The sequence below is a fragment of the Flavobacterium sp. AJR genome (assembly GCF_002156885.1).
GTDB lineage: Bacteria > Bacteroidota > Bacteroidia > Flavobacteriales > Flavobacteriaceae > Flavobacterium.
Genome location: NZ_NCWQ01000067.1, coordinates 47,378 through 62,346, shown reverse-complemented (window position 1 = coordinate 62,346; position 14,969 = coordinate 47,378). Strand labels below are relative to the sequence as shown.

Annotated in this window: 12 protein-coding genes; 8 read left to right on the top strand and 4 right to left on the bottom strand. The window is 32.9% G+C overall.

The features are described 5' to 3' along the window. The first annotated feature begins 112 nt into the window (after window positions 1-112). The 5 genes from B8T70_RS17195 to rclC all read left to right on the top strand — a co-directional run bounded on the left by B8T70_RS17195 (window position 113) and on the right by rclC (window position 2,634). On the top strand, window positions 113-355 hold the full coding sequence (locus B8T70_RS17195; RefSeq protein ID WP_086895610.1) for a hypothetical protein: 243 nt from the start codon (window positions 113-115) through the stop codon (window positions 353-355). An 88-nt stretch (window positions 356-443) separates the two neighbouring features. Further along, window positions 444-683, top strand: a complete 240-nt coding sequence (locus B8T70_RS17190; protein WP_039119108.1) for a hypothetical protein — start codon at window positions 444-446, stop codon at window positions 681-683. Window positions 684-790: 107 nt separating this feature from the next. After that, a complete protein-coding gene (locus tag B8T70_RS17185) occupies window positions 791-1,138 on the top strand; it encodes a hypothetical protein (protein WP_039114036.1) in 348 nt (115 codons plus the stop codon). A 7-nt stretch (window positions 1,139-1,145) separates the two neighbouring features. Then, window positions 1,146-1,994 (top strand): helix-turn-helix domain-containing protein, encoded by an 849-nt coding sequence (locus B8T70_RS17180; RefSeq protein WP_242667510.1) that lies wholly within the window; start codon window positions 1,146-1,148, stop codon window positions 1,992-1,994. An 82-nt stretch (window positions 1,995-2,076) separates the two neighbouring features. Next, window positions 2,077-2,634: a reactive chlorine resistance membrane protein RclC gene (gene rclC, locus B8T70_RS17175; protein WP_086895609.1), complete on the top strand. Its 558-nt coding sequence runs from the start codon at window positions 2,077-2,079 to the stop codon at window positions 2,632-2,634. Window positions 2,635-2,933: 299 nt separating this feature from the next. Here the strand turns inward: rclC and B8T70_RS17170 are convergent, their stop codons facing one another. After that, window positions 2,934-3,965 carry an AraC family transcriptional regulator gene (locus B8T70_RS17170; RefSeq protein ID WP_086895608.1) on the bottom strand — a complete coding sequence of 344 codons (1,032 nt, stop codon included), beginning with the start codon at window positions 3,963-3,965 and terminating at the stop codon, window positions 2,934-2,936. Window positions 3,966-4,073: 108 nt separating this feature from the next. Here B8T70_RS17170 and B8T70_RS17165 point away from each other — a divergent pair, with 108 nt between their 5' ends. The 3 genes from B8T70_RS17165 (at window position 4,074) to B8T70_RS17155 (ending at window position 9,393) form a co-directional block, all read left to right on the top strand. Then, window positions 4,074-6,470, top strand: coding sequence for a TonB-dependent receptor (locus B8T70_RS17165; protein WP_086895607.1), 2,397 nt, complete (start codon window positions 4,074-4,076; stop codon window positions 6,468-6,470). Window positions 6,471-6,496: 26 nt separating this feature from the next. Beyond that, on the top strand, window positions 6,497-7,729 hold the full coding sequence (locus B8T70_RS17160; RefSeq protein WP_086895606.1) for a DUF4374 domain-containing protein: 1,233 nt from the start codon (window positions 6,497-6,499) through the stop codon (window positions 7,727-7,729). Between the two features lie 281 nt (window positions 7,730-8,010). Continuing rightward, window positions 8,011-9,393: a PepSY domain-containing protein gene (locus B8T70_RS17155; protein ID WP_086895605.1), complete on the top strand. Its 1,383-nt coding sequence runs from the start codon at window positions 8,011-8,013 to the stop codon at window positions 9,391-9,393. A gap of 471 nt (window positions 9,394-9,864) precedes the next feature. Here the strand turns inward: B8T70_RS17155 and B8T70_RS17150 are convergent, their stop codons facing one another. From B8T70_RS17150 to B8T70_RS17140, 3 genes are read right to left on the bottom strand one after another with little or no spacing between them, the layout of a single operon-like run. Then, window positions 9,865-10,524, bottom strand: a complete 660-nt coding sequence (locus tag B8T70_RS17150) for an outer membrane beta-barrel protein (RefSeq protein WP_086895604.1) — start codon at window positions 10,522-10,524, stop codon at window positions 9,865-9,867. 16 nt (window positions 10,525-10,540) lie between these two features. Beyond that, on the bottom strand, window positions 10,541-11,833 hold the full coding sequence (locus tag B8T70_RS17145) for a TolC family protein (protein ID WP_086895603.1): 1,293 nt from the start codon (window positions 11,831-11,833) through the stop codon (window positions 10,541-10,543). Between the two features lie 11 nt (window positions 11,834-11,844). After that, the gene (locus B8T70_RS17140; RefSeq protein ID WP_086895602.1) at window positions 11,845-14,958 is read right to left on the bottom strand and encodes an efflux RND transporter permease subunit; all 3,114 of its coding nucleotides are present in this window, start codon (window positions 14,956-14,958) and stop codon (window positions 11,845-11,847) included. Between the last annotated feature and the right edge of the window lie 11 nt (window positions 14,959-14,969).

Below are 14,969 nucleotides of genomic sequence, written 5' to 3'. Positions count from 1 at the left end.
AAAAAAGTGTTTCTGTTTAAAAGTAATTTCTTATATTTAATTACTTAAAAGTCTAAAAATCAATGGACTTAAAATGATTGATCAATCTAAAAATTTTATAATTTAAGTTACTATGTTAAAAACAATTTTGAATTTAAATGGAGTAGAATTACTAAGTAAAAATCAACAAAAAAATATTGTCGGCAAAGAACAAAGAGGGTCGGGAAATACTCCTAGATGTTCAGATGGTAATTGGGCACCTCCAGGAGCTAATCCTGCATATTACCCTAATTATCCATGTGCAGATATTGCTGAACCAGTAACAGAACCTTGTTTTCCTACATTTCATGCAGACGGTACCGTAACTGAATGCTAAATAAATAGGATTCTCTATATTAAAAAGTCTAAAAATCAATGGACTCAAAATGATTGATAAATCTAAAAATTTTATAATTTAAGTTGCTATGTTAAAAACAATTTTGAATTTAAATGGAGTAGAATTACTAAGTAAAGATCAACAAAAAAACACAATTGGTAAAGGTTATAATGGCCCGATATCTGTACCTAGATGTTCTGATGGTGACTGGGCGCCTTCAGGTCCAGGTGTTAATCCTTATGACTATCCTAATTACCCATGTATTGGTCCTCAAGAAAGACCTTGCCTACCAACACTTTTAGAGGATGGAAGTGTAGTTGGGTGCTAATAAATATTGAAAAAAGATAAAAAAAGCCGTTTCTTAATTTGAAACGGTTTTTTATTTTAATACCATTTTCTCATCATAAATTAAAAAAAATATTTACACAATACATTATGATTCCTAACTTTGATAAAGACGTTTTAGATAAGATAGAAAAGATAATTGGTATCCCTTTTATATCAGATTCTTATGCTATAGGAGCAGTATGTTTTGCAAATAATGATGAAGTTCGACCTGAATTTAGAGAAAGTTTTAATACATTTCATGTGCTGGATTATATCAATGCCGTGATTTGTAAATATGGAGATAAAACTAATTTTTATAAGATTCCATATCCCGAAGATTCAACTTCTTTTTGGGAATTAGTTGCAATTGGTGCCAAGCTTCGTAAAAATGATTCAGTAGATAAAACTAGAAATGAAAACTATTTTAAGATAAAATGGTACAGCAAGAATAAATAGAAAATTAATGAAAGATAATGAATTTGACCATGAAAATTGTATCGTTCAGGAATGCGATACAGATTATATTAACCTGAATGGAAGTTCACCAATGTACAGTATTTTTCTATTGGAAGGCAATGGAAAAGTTAACGTAGATTTGGTAGAATACACTTTTGAAGGTAAAATTATATTGTTTACAACACCATACCAAATCATTCATTTTGACATAAAAAAGCCAATTAAAACCAGAAGATTACAATTTCATGGTGATTTTTATTGTATAGAATATCATAAAAAAGAGGTTGCCTGTAACGGACTTTTATTCAATAATATTTATCAGAAACCTTATGTAAATCTTGCGACTGAAGAGTATATTGAGTTGGATTATATTTTAGGTAAACTAATTATAGAGCTTGAAAATACTAGTAGTTATGCTATGGCAGTTGTACGTTCTTATTTGCAATTAATATTAGCATTATGTAGCAAAATAAAATCGGAAGATAATCTTGTTCACGAAGAAAAGAGCATACATCACCCATTAATTCAGTTTAAAGATTTATTAGAAAACAACTTTCGTAAAGAAAGACAACCCTCTTTTTATGCTACGCAAATGGGAATTTCGCCCAATAATTTTTCGAAATTAAGTAAGCATTATTTTCTAAAAACACCATCTACATTAATTCAGGAAAGAGTTATACTTGAGGCAAAAAAGTTAATTCATCTTAGTTATAAAAGCATGAAACAAATTGCAGCAGAATTAAATTTTGATGACGAAAATTATTTCAGTCGTTATTTTAAAAAACATACAGGGATTACACCAACTGCATTTCGAGAAAATGTTGGTATATCTATCGTTGCAGATTCGTCTAGGTAATAGCCATATTTGTCCATTGTGAGCAGATCATAGAGTAGTTAATTTTGGCATTTAAATGTAAATATCATTAACAAATAAAAGTATGAACATATTATCGACCTTATCAAATCTACAAAATCAGTTTTTTAATTTAATGCGAATAGCCATTTTTATTGTAATGGTGTGGATTGGCGGACTCAAAGCTTTTCAATATGAAGCAGATGGAATTGTACCTTTTGTTGCAAATAGCCCATTAATGAGTTTCTTTTATAACAATCCGAGTGAGTATAAAGATCACAAAAATAAAGAAGGTGAAGTTGTTCAGGAAAATATCAAATGGCATAACGAGAACGGTACTTATATTTTTTCGTACATATTAGGCACAGTAATTATAATTATAGGATTGCTAACCTTATTCGGAATTTTTAATGCACGTATAGGACTTGTAGGAGGAATTCTTACTGCAGGTATGGCCTTGGTTACACTAACTTTTTTAATTACAACACCCGAAACTTGGGTTCCTGATTTGGGTAGTTCTACACATGGATTTCCTTATTTATCAGGAGCAGGACGATTGGTTATTAAAGACATTATTATGATGGCTGGTGGCTTATTATGTGCATCCGATTGTGCCAAAAGAATAATTACCCAAAGAAATTAATTTTCAGTTTTTTTTGCAATTTGATTATCTCAAAAGGTTTTTAAAATCTGTTAGGTATGTTCTATTAATTATGTTGTTCAGTAAATAAAAATGAATAACTATTGTTTTAGTTCATCGTCATTAAAGTCAAGAAAAACATAATTAATACAGTACGGAATAGTTCTCTCGCAAAGTCGCAAAGCCGCCAAGTTAGCATAGATTTTCTCTGCGGCTTTGCGGCTTTGCGCGAAAATTTAGTCATAATTTGTTATAAAGTTTTACCTAATGACATTGACTCAAACGATAAACGTTTTACGATGTTAACCAAGTAATAAAAAACCAGATAACCAAGAAGTAATTTTATTCCAATTAATTTTAAATTTTTGCGGAGAAAAACCATAGAAAGATTTAAAAGCAGCAGAGAAATGCGACACATCTTTATAACCACATTTGTAAGCTACTTCGCTAACACTTATTGTTTTAGATTTAAATAATTCTTTGGCATGTTTCATCCTGAGCTCGATAATATAACTTTTTACAGTAGTTCCAAAACAAGCTTTAAATCCTTTTTTTAGCTTGAATTCATTAAGAGAAATCATCCTCGAAAGTTCAGGAAGAGTAGGAGCATGTACATAATCTTTATCTAGGATTAACTTGGCTTCTAGTAGTTTAGTATAATCCTCTTCGTCTATTAAATCCTTTGGAATTGCTTTCTCAATAAGGGCTTCCAATTGTAAAATTAATAGTTCTTTAATTTTAGTTTCGATATACATTCTTTTTAAAGCGCCTTGGCGATTGCAATTTTTAATTTCATGAATAACCCATTGTATCGATGATGTAAAAGGAATATATCTAGAAGTTAAATAACTGGATTTTTTTAAGAGAATATTCTTTGAGAATTTTTGATGAAGTTCCCAATCTTCATTGATAATATTGTAATAAAAATCTTTTGATAAGATTATTGAAAAGTAATTTATTTGCTCAAATGGCGGAATTTTAAATGTGGCTTTATAATTTGAAGTATAGAAAATATTATGGGTATTTTCCCGCGAATATTTTTCAGTTTCTAGTTGATCAATATAGGTTTCGACATTATTACAGCATATAAAATTCATCACAATCGATTCACAAGTAATCTCAAATAATGCCGTTTGTGGTTCAGAAAAATACATTTGAGTATCAAGAATCACAAGACCATCAGTTATTAAATGATGACTTTTTATTTCTTCTAAAGTTTCATTTTTTATAAATACATTTTCGTCTGCCAAGTGACTTTTTGGGTCATAGCCATCATAAACCGCAATAGAAATTATTGGGTGTTCGTGACTGAGAAGTTTCGATTTAATTTTCAAAATAATAATCCGTTTTTACAAAATAATAATCCGTTTTTCCCTATATAAAAAGGATACGTTCGTGGTACTTTTGCTGCAAAGTTATTTATAATTAGTCTAAGTAAACATATGTCAACTCATAAATTTTCAATTTTAAGTATAATTTTTTTAGTATCCTTCTTTTCATTTGCCCAACAAAATAAGGGGATAGCGGTCTCAGGACAGATTTCGGAGAGTTCAGGACAGAGTATTCCATTTGCAACAGTAAGTTTAGAAAAAACAGATTTTATCATTATGTCCGATGAAAACGGAAAATATAATTTTAAAAATGTTGCAGCAGGAAATTATGTTTTAAAAGTTTCCGCAATAGGGTTTTCAACTTCAAAAAAACACATCGAAGTTAAGGGGACAAGCGAAATAATTTTCTCCGTTCGGTTAGAAAGTGAATTAAACGAATTAGAAAATATAACTGTAATGGGACGTACCCAAACGGAGAAAATAAATAAACAATCCTATAGCGTAACAGCAATCGATGCAAAAAAACTACACAATTCTACACTAGACTTATCACATGCTTTAGATAGAGTTTCGGGTGTTCGTGTTCGTGAATCAGGAGGAGTAGGTTCTAAATCGCAGCTTTCTATTAATGGATTTTCAGGGAATCAGATAAAAGTTTTTATTGATGGAGTACCGATGGATAATTTTGGATCATCGTTCCAACTGAATAATATTCCTGTAAATCTTGCCGATAGAATCGAAGTTTACAAAGGGGTTGTGCCTATTTGGTTAGGTGGAGATGCACTTGGTGGAGCCATTAATATTGTTACCAATTCTAAACCGCGTACATATCTTGATGCTTCATATTCTTTTGGATCATTTAATACACATCGTACGACAATAAATGCAGGATATACTGCCAAGAGTGGTTTTACTACCGAGATAAATGCATTTCAGAATTACTCAGACAATAATTATTGGGTAAATGTAGAAGCTGCAGATTTAAATACGGGTGCCTATTTCCCTAATGCTCGTGTAAGAAGATTTCATGATAAATATCGTAATGAAACCGTAATACTGAATGTAGGTATAACTGGAAAAAAATATGCCGATAAATTATTATTTGGTTTTACAGCTGGTGAGAATAGAGCTGATATACAAACGGGAGCACGTATGACTAGCGTATTTGGACAAGTGTATGGTAAAGGAAATATCTTGATGCCAACTGTAAAATATCAGGTAAAAGATTTCTTTACAAAAGGGTTAGATGTTAGTGTTACAGGTAATTTTAATTTTGGAGAAGAACAAAATGTTGATACGGTTTTTCGAAGATATAACTGGTTTGGAGATTATATAGTAATACCTGGTTTAGGAGGGGAGCGTAGCCGTACGTTACGTAAGTTCAAAAACAATAATGGAATCGCTACAGCAAATTTTACTTACCGTTTAAACGATAGACATTCGTTTATGCTGAACAACACTTTTAACACCTTTAATCGTAAAGAAAGTGATGAGTTGGTTCCTGAATCACTACTATATCAGCAACCGAAGAAATCTCAAAAAAATATTATAGGTGCAGGTTATAAATTTGATTATAACGAAAAATGGAGTACTTCAGTATTTGTTAAAAATTATTCTTTGAGAAATACCTATTCCGAGAGTTATAACCCTTCGGGGAATTGGGGTGATATTGCATATATAGAGCATGCAGATAATAAAAATTTGGTTGGATATGGTGCTGCAAGCAGTTATTACTTAAAGCAGAATTTACAGATAAAAGGATCCTTCGAAAAAAGTTACAGATTGCCAACTCCTGATGAATTATTCGGAAATGTTAATGATAATGTGGCAGGGAATAGTAGTCTTAAACCAGAAACGAGTAATAATTTTAATGTTGGATTAAGTTATCAAACTAGCTTCAAGAAAGTCAATGCAATGACATTTGATGTGAATTTTTTATATCGTGATGCAACCGATTTTATTCGTTCAGAAATGAATTTAAATCAAACGATGATCACTAACGTTAACCAAAAAGGGGTTACAAATTTTGGTATAGATGGTGAAGTGAGATATTCTTATAAAAATAGATTTACTGCTGGTGTGAACATGACGTATCAAAATATTCGTAATATGACACAATACGAGCCAGGCAAAAATGTTGAATCAGCATATTATAAAGACAGAGTTCCTAATATCCCTTATCTTTTTGGTAATGCCGATGCCTCCGTTTTCTTTTATGACTTCATAAAAAAGGGAAATAATTTATCTATTGGTTATAATTTTTTATACGTACACACTTATTATTTGTCATGGCCAAGCCAAGGTATTAAGGATGGTAAACTAGATATACCGCAACAATTTAATCATGATTTAAATGCAGTATACACTTTTGCAGATGGTAAATATAATATTGCCTTAGAATGTAAAAATGTATTAGATAATAAGCTTTACGACAACTTTTCGTTGCAAAAACCAAGTCGCTCATTCAATATAAAATTCAGGTATTTCTTTACCAAATCAAATAAATAATTCAAATAAATCAAACAATAATCATTATGAAAAAAACTAGCACATTAGCGATATTCGCTGCTTTAATAGCCTTTACGTCATTTTCTTGTAGCAGTGACTCTAGCTCTCCAGATGGAGGAACACCAAGCACAGGAACAGAAAAAACAAAATATATTATTACAGCAACTACAGGGGCAGAAGGAATTGCTGATTATTTATTAACTACAGATGATATTACTAAAGGATCTATTACAACAACTGGTAACGGATTAGAGCAAGATGGTTCGTACCGTTTTTATATTACAAACCAGAATAAATTTTTTAGTTTACTTTACGGACAAGGAAATCCTGGAGCAGTTACTACTTATGCATTGACAGCTGAGGGTAAATTGACTAAAACATCTAACTTTCAAGCTGAAACAGTACAGGTTTTTGCAGCAGTAAACAAAGAAATTTTAACAATAAAAATACCAAGAAGAGGTGCGTCATCTATAGCATCTATGTATAGAATTGATGCAACATCATCACTTATTGTGGGTGGAGCACAACAAGATATCAAAAAACTGGCTAAAAACGGAGAAAGAGCACATTATACATGGGCAACACAGGTAGGAGATAAGGTATATATGCCATACATGAGTATTAAAGGAGACGAGGTAGATACCTTCGGAACTAAATATCCAGATAGTACGTGGGTTGCAGTATATAACTACCCAGAATTAAAATTAGAAAAAGTAATTAAAGATAACCGTACAAGTTATTTAGGAGATTACTTTTCAAATGGATTAATCCAAGATGAAAATGGAGACGCATACGGTTTTTCTAGTGCAGTTGCAACAAGTAATAATGTTATAACTTCGACTAAACCATCTGCGGTATTGAAAATTAAAAAAGGAACTACAGAATTTGATCAGTCTTATTTCTTTAATGTAGAAGAAAAATCTGGTGGACATAAAATTTCTTCAAGCAGTTATATCGGTAAAGGAAAAGTGTTATTACAAATGTATGGTAATGCTGGTAAAAATAACGGAGTGGCTAAATTGGCTGTAGCCGATGTGTACGCTCAAACTTTTAAGTGGGTTACTAATGGACCTGAGGTAATTAAATCAACTACCACAAATTATAATATTACTACAGAAGATAATAACTCACTTATATTAGGTATTAATACACCAGATGGTAACTGGATTTATACAATTAATGGTTCAACAGGAGTTGCTACTAAAGGTATGAAAGTAGAAGGTGGAGAAATTACAGCTATTGCTAAATTAAAATATTAATGTGATTAAAAATGCCGTTTCAATTTTGAAACGGCATTTTATAAATTTAGTAAACAACATAAAACTTGTTTACTAATCCTTAGTAAGCCCTGTAAGCATAGGTGTATAAAGATAATTTAAGTGATAAATTATTGCTATTCTGACATAAAAATTATTTATAATTAGTCTTATTAAATAAAAGTAAATTTATAAATTTGCGTTTTCAGGATGTTATTTTTTGCTAACCTTTTGCCTTTAGAGCTTATGGTTCTTATTACATAATTTTTATAGATTTCAAAAACATGTCTACTTCTACTCAAAAAAAGAAAAAAAGTAAAAAGTCACTTTTCAAACGCACTGCAGCCTGGCTGCATTTGTGGTTAGGATTAGGATCTGGTATCATTGTAGTTATTGTGAGTCTTACTGGCTGCATGTACGTTTTTGAGCATGAAATAAAAGATTTTATAGAAGATTGGCGTTTTGTAACTCCACAAGAAAAAGCCTATTTGTTGCCATCGCAACTTATAAGTATTGCCGATAAGGAAATGAAAGGCAAAAAAGCCACCAGTGTTACTTTTGGAGAAAAAGACGAAGCAGCAATTGTGGGATATTTTGTTGCTAAAAAAGAAAATAAAGAAGATAATAAAGGAAAGGAAGAAGAAGCACAAAAAGAGAAAAAACAAGCAAAAGCTGGTAATCTGGCTTCAAATGACAAGCCTAAAGATAAAGAACCAAAACGTAAAAAAAGACGAAGCGGTACTACTTTTAATGTGTATATGAATCCTTATACAGGACAAGTGCTTAATGTTAAAGCATTTTCTAGAGAAGACCCCGATTTTTTTAGATTTATGCTTAATGGACACCGTGCTTTATGGTTGCCTTATGATATTGGTCGTCCTATTGTAGGAGTTGCTATTTTAATTTTTGTAGTAATATTAATTACAGGAATAGTTTTATGGTGGCCAACAAAATGGATTAAATCGATCCGTGATAAGAGTTTCAAAATTAAATGGTCGGCTAGTTTTAAACGTGTAAATTATGATATGCATAATGTACTTGGTTTTTACAGCATGTTTTTTCTATTATTTATTTCATTAACAGGTTTAGTTTGGAGTTTTGGTTGGTTTAGCAAATCATTATATTGGGTAACTTCTGGAGGAAAACCATTAGTAGAAAATAGAGAATCACCTAAATCAGATACAACAACCGTTAAAGCATTTCATGTTTCTACAGTAGATAAAGTGATACTTAAATTAGCAAAAGAAAGTCCTCAGGCAGCTGGGATTTTAATATCAATGCCCGAAAAACCATCAGATCCTATTGGAGCTTTTGTTTACAAAAAAAGCAATACTTTTTACAATATGGATCGTTATAGTTTCGATCAGCAATCACTCAAAGACATTACAATCAAAACCCCTTTTTCTGGAAAGTATGAAGATGCTAGTGTTCCAGATAAAATACGCCGAATGAATTATGATATTCACGTAGGAGCAGTCTTGGGACTTACAGGAAAAATTTTAGCTTTTTTTGCAAGTTTAATTTCTGCCAGTTTACCTATTACAGGATTTTTAATTTGGTGGGGAAAACAAAAATTCAGCAAAAAAGCAAAAACAGCTCCAGCACCCAAAGTAGCTTCCAGAGCTGTGAAAGCTCCTAAAGAACTAGAAGAAGAAATGTCATTTTAGATAAAATATTTTTTTACCATTAAGGGATTAAGAAAATTAAGTTTCATTATGAACAAGTCCCAGCGGGACGTTATATTTATAGAAAATCCCCAATATTGTCATTTCGACAAAGGAGAAATCTCCGCAAGAAACTCGACAAAGATTTTGGAGATTCTTCGTTCCTCAGAAAGACAAGTTTGTGGTGAAAAAAACTAACCATTAAGACATTAAGTTCCATTAAGGACAAAACTTAACTTTTCTTAATCCCTTAATGGTAAAAAATATTTTTTAATCCTTTTTAATCTGTGGCAAAAAAAATTAACCGCAAAGGACGCAAAGATTTTAATCTTTAATATCTATTGAAGACGCACTGCGGTGCGCCTCTACAGAAAACCTATGAACCTTTTTTATTTGCAATACAAGAAACCTTTGTCCCTTTGCCTCTCAGAACCTTAGTACCTCAGAACCTTAGTACCTCAGAACCTTAGTAACTTAATAAAAACTATATCCTATGGTAACAAAAAAACTTTCATTGTAAATTTTCAACTGTTGTTTGGTATTCGCATTTTCTATTATTGGCACAAAGCCACGAATAAATCTTCCTCCAAGATTAATTCCATTTGAGAATTCATAATTTAAACCTGCAACAAACCCAGCATCCATTTTCTGACTATAATTACTAGAAGCTTCGCCAGAACCATAAATCGATTTATCGGTATATAAGTTTCCATCGGCATCTTTACGTTGTATGGAAGCATTTAATAAAACGCCCAGATATGGTCCTGCATAAACTTGTAATCCTTTGTAATATAAAGTTGGACTAACAGGTAATATATCAATATACTGACGTTTAAATTTACTTGAGAATTCGGGATTTATTCCATCATCGATTTTGATAGACATTATTCGCTGGCTGTAAAATAATTCGTGTTTTAGTCCGAAGTATTTAGATGTTTTATTGTCGAGCGTAATCCCGATTGATTGTCCGATTAAACTTTTCTGAGATCCATCATTAGATAAACTGTCAATATCTCTACCTGTTAATGATGTCCAGTTTATGCCACCACTTATTCCAAACGTGAGACCATCTTGTTGCGCGCTAATTTTGAGTATAAAAAAAAGCATGATGCAAATTGTATATGTATTTTTCATTGTTATCAGTATTATTTTAAAAATTAATATCCCAAATACCAGCTGCTTTTTCTAGTTCAACCAGTGCTGCAGCATAATTATATAGAGTTTCATAATAATTAAGTTGAGTTTCATTATAGGTTCGTTGCGCATTTAATACCTCGAGTAAACTGGTTTCTCCACGTTTGTAGCTATAAACCTTTCCATCGAGCAAACGTTGTGCATCGCCCAATAAACCAGTATTAAATTGTCGCACTTGTTTTTGTGTAGTGAGATAATTAAACCATGCTTTTCGTACTTCTATCTGGATTTGTAATTCCGTTTGTTTGTACAATACATCGGCTTGTTGCACACTATATTCAGCTGCTTTTAATTCACCCTTATTTCGATTAGAAAACTTAAGCGGAATAGAAATACCTCCAGAAATAGCTAAAGAAGATGGGGTAGGAGCAACACTATTTGTTACTACAGAAGCACTTTCTACTCCCATATTTAATCCTAAATCCAGAACTCTATTTGCCTTGGCTAATTTTAAAATATGTTGTGATACATTTTTATTTTTAAGTGCAGCCAATAAATCGGCTCGATTGTTTTCGGCAGAAATTATAAGTTCATTCAAATCAAATAAGCGATCGAATTTTGTTAAATCCCCAATAGGCGAATACAAAGTATCTGCTTTTTGATTACCTACCAAAGTTCCTAGTTCTAATAGAGTAGTTTTCCAATCGGCTTCACTTTGGTACACTTCATTCAGCATCGTATTGGCTTCTAGTTTACTTTGGCGTGCATCAATTTCGGTTATGCTACCCAATTTAAACCGAATACTATCGGCTACAGCTATATTTTTAAGAATCGTATAAGAGTTTAATTGTACCTTAAATATTTCCTTTTGCTTTAAGCTGGTTAAATAATTTAAAGTTGCATCGGCACGTAGGTTACGAAAGTAATCTTCTAATAAAGCTTTAGTTAGTTCGCTAGTACTTTTTGCTGCATTTATTCGGGCTTTTCGCTTTCCACCAAGTTCCAATGTCCAACTTAATTCCGTCGAAAAACCATAGCCCATTTGCATTCTGCGTTGTCCATTATCACTAGCTCCAATAGCAAGTTCAGGATCAGGAAATACTTTCGAAGCTTCTACATTAGCTTCAGCTATATTCATATTAAATTTTTCGGCTGCATATCCTAAATTGTTCTTATTTACTAAGGATAAGAAATCAGGATAATTCATTTTTACTTGTGTAAATGTGGTATCAATTTGGGCATTTATTACTGCCGAAATATTCAGCAGTAACAAAAGAAATATCCATTTATGTTTTATATTTTTAATCATAATGTATCGTTTTATTGATTATCGATTTCATGTTGTAGTATTCCGTTTTCTGTACCAAATTTTTTCTCGATGAGATAAAAAAGAGATGGTAAAACGAATAGAGTCAGTATTGTAGAGAACATAAGTCCGTAAACAATTACCGTTGCAAGAGGTCGCTGTACATCGCTGCCTATACCAGTTGCTAATGAAGCAGGTAATAATCCTAATACGGCAACAGTTGCAGTCATTAATACAGGGCGAAAGCGTTGTTTAGCACCATTTGTTACCGCACCGAGTAAATCCATTCCGTTTTTACGAAGCTGATTAATATGCGAAATCATGATGACTCCGTTTTGTATTGCAACTCCAAATAAGGCTATAAAACCTACGGCAGATGATACATTGAGCGTCATGCCACGAACATTAAGGGCCAGCATTCCTCCAAATAATGCCAGCGGAACGATACTCATTAGTAATCCTGCCTGACGGAATTTCCCGAATGCACCATATAATAATACAAACATTAATGCCAAAGCCAGCGGAACTATTATTGCCAAATGGCTATAGGCACGCTCTTGATTTTCAAATTGACCGCCCCATTTTATTTTAAATTGTTGGTGGTCGTATTTTACATTTTGCTCTATTTTAGCTTGAGCTTCTTTAAGAAAAGAACTTAAATCGGCTCCTCTTAAGTTTAACCGAACCGTAAGATGGCGTTTGTTCATTTCTCTGGCAATAGTACTTTCTCCAGTATTGAGTTTGATATCGCATACTTGAGATAATGGAATTTTAATGCCTTCGGAATTTGTCAACATTAGGTTTCCTATTTTTTCAGGATTATTGCGACTTTCTTCATTGTATCTCGTTATGATATCATAAACTTTATTGCCTACAAAAATTTGCGAAACAGCTTTTCCTCCCATTGCAACTTCAATCAATTCCGATACATCATCTACGTTCAATCCGTATTGAGCGATTTTCTGGCGGTCGGCAATAACTTGTATTTGTGGTAATGGTGGTTCTTGATCTATAGCAAGATCTACAGCGCCTTTTACATCTTTTAGGGTTTTAATAATATCCTCGGCAATTCGGCGGGTTTCCTTATAATCTTCTCCATATATTTTTACGACCAATTCGCTATGCGCTCCGGAGATTTTATCCATTACACCATCAATCATAGGTTGCGAAAAACCAACATTATATCCAGGCATTGTAGCATATTCAGCAGCAAGTTCTTTGATTAAATCGGCTTTAGTCTTACCCGATTTCCACTGACTATAAGGCTTTAAGCCAATACTGCATTCGTAATGAGAAGGCGTCCATGCATCGGTTCCATCATCATTGCGTCCTGCCTGAACCATCATATAAGTTACTTCATCATGTTTTAAAGTCCGATGGCGAAGTGTATCACTCATTTCTTTCGATTTCTCTAAAGTAATACCTGGAGGTAACGAAACCTGTAACCAGATTGACCCTTCATCCAGTGGAGGTAAAAAATCTTTTCCGACCATTACAGTAAGAATAAAAGCAAGGAATAATACACCAATTAAAGGAGCAAATACCTTTTTTGGAGCCTTCATTATTTTTAGAATTCTGTTATGATAGGAATTAGTCAGTTTATCCAGCCACTTATTATGATACATTTTTTGTGGTTTGCGATAAATAAAATATGCCAGTCCCGGAATAAGTAATAATGCCACCAATAATGCTCCAAAAAGTGCATAGCCAACAGTAAATGCCATTGGAGTGAATAGTTTCTTCTCGACACGCTCAAAAGCAAATAATGGCAAATAAGCAGTAATGATAATTAAGGTGGCAAAAAAGATAGGACGAGCGACACTTTTTACTCTCTCGGCAATGCTTTTTTCTGTGAGTTCTTCGGCTTCATTATCTTCTCGTTTTTTCAGAATAGTTTCCATCATTACAATTGCGCCATCTACAATAATTCCAAAATCTATTGCTCCCAATGAAAGTAAATTGGCAGGAATGTTGGTTAATTTCATTAAGATAAATGCAATCAACAGCGAAATAGGAATTGTAATCGCGACTAATAATGCGCCTCTCCAACTACCCAGAAAAACGATTAATACAATAATTACCAGTAACATCCCTTCCAGTAAAGTATGAGAAACAGTCGTAAGTGTTGTATTTACTAAATCGGTTCTGTCTAAAAAAGCATGAATCTGAACACCTTCAGGAAGGTAATTTTTGTTTAAATCATCAACTGCTTCGTTTACACCTTTTAAAACTACCGATGGGTTTTGGTTTTTTAGCAAAAGCACAATCCCTTCAATATTATCCGAATAATCTGCACCACGTTTGTCTGTATATCCTAATGCACCTTTGCGCTCCAGATTTCCGTATTTTAATGTACCAATATCATTTAGATAGATAGGAACACCATTTACCGATTTCACCACAATACGCCCAATGTCTTCTAGATTTTTTACCAAACCTATTCCGCGTACAACATACGATTGGTCTCCGCGATTAATAACACTTCCGCCCACATTGGCATTATTCTTTTCGATAGTTTCGGTTACTTCACTTAGTGATAAACCATATTGCTCTATTTTGTGAGGATCAAGTTCAACCTGATATTGAGTTGTGATTCCTCCAAAATTGGTAACATCGGCAACGCCCGAAACTTGCTTGATACGAGGGATAATGGTGTATTCTTGTAATTCACTTAATTCTCGTAAATCGTGACTTTTGCTTTCGATAATATAGCGGTAAATCTCGCCAGTTGGAGATGTAAGCGGGTCTAAACCTGGTGTTGCTCCATAAGGTAATTCGACGTCGTTTAAACGTTCCTGAATTCTTGTTCTGGCAAAGTAATCTTCGACACCATCATCAAAAACAATGGTTACCATAGATAAACCAAAAGTGCTTTTGCTTCGCATAACATGCATGCCAGGTAAACCATTTATAGCACGTTCTATCGGAATAGTAATTTGCTGTTCTATTTCTTCGGCTGCCAATCCCGGAACTTGCGTTACCACTTGCGAGGTCACATCGCCAATGTCTGGGTAAGCCTCCACCGAAAGTTGTGTCCATGAATAATACCCAAATAAGGAGAGTAGTAAAAATAACGCCAGAATCAGCCAGCGTTTTGCTATTGTTGTTTCAAATATATTTTTTTTCATTTTTCATTTTT

Bases quoted from the DNA above. Each gene is read 5' to 3' on its own strand.
- B8T70_RS17195 (WP_086895610.1), top strand. From the start codon at position 113: ATGTTAAAAACAATTTTGAATTTAAATGGAGTAGAATTACTAAGTAAA.
- B8T70_RS17190 (WP_039119108.1), top strand. From the start codon at position 444: ATGTTAAAAACAATTTTGAATTTAAATGGAGTAGAATTACTAAGTAAA.
- B8T70_RS17185 (WP_039114036.1), top strand. From the start codon at position 791: ATGATTCCTAACTTTGATAAAGACGTTTTAGATAAGATAGAAAAGATA.
- B8T70_RS17180 (WP_242667510.1), top strand. From the start codon at position 1,146: ATGAAAGATAATGAATTTGACCATGAAAATTGTATCGTTCAGGAATGC.
- rclC (WP_086895609.1), top strand. From the start codon at position 2,077: ATGAACATATTATCGACCTTATCAAATCTACAAAATCAGTTTTTTAAT.
- B8T70_RS17165 (WP_086895607.1), top strand. From the start codon at position 4,074: ATGTCAACTCATAAATTTTCAATTTTAAGTATAATTTTTTTAGTATCC.
- B8T70_RS17160 (WP_086895606.1), top strand. From the start codon at position 6,497: ATGAAAAAAACTAGCACATTAGCGATATTCGCTGCTTTAATAGCCTTT.
- B8T70_RS17155 (WP_086895605.1), top strand. From the start codon at position 8,011: ATGTCTACTTCTACTCAAAAAAAGAAAAAAAGTAAAAAGTCACTTTTC.
- B8T70_RS17150 (WP_086895604.1), bottom strand. From the start codon at position 10,524: ATGAAAAATACATATACAATTTGCATCATGCTTTTTTTTATACTCAAA.
- B8T70_RS17145 (WP_086895603.1), bottom strand. From the start codon at position 11,833: ATGATTAAAAATATAAAACATAAATGGATATTTCTTTTGTTACTGCTG.
- B8T70_RS17140 (WP_086895602.1), bottom strand. From the start codon at position 14,958: ATGAAAAAAAATATATTTGAAACAACAATAGCAAAACGCTGGCTGATT.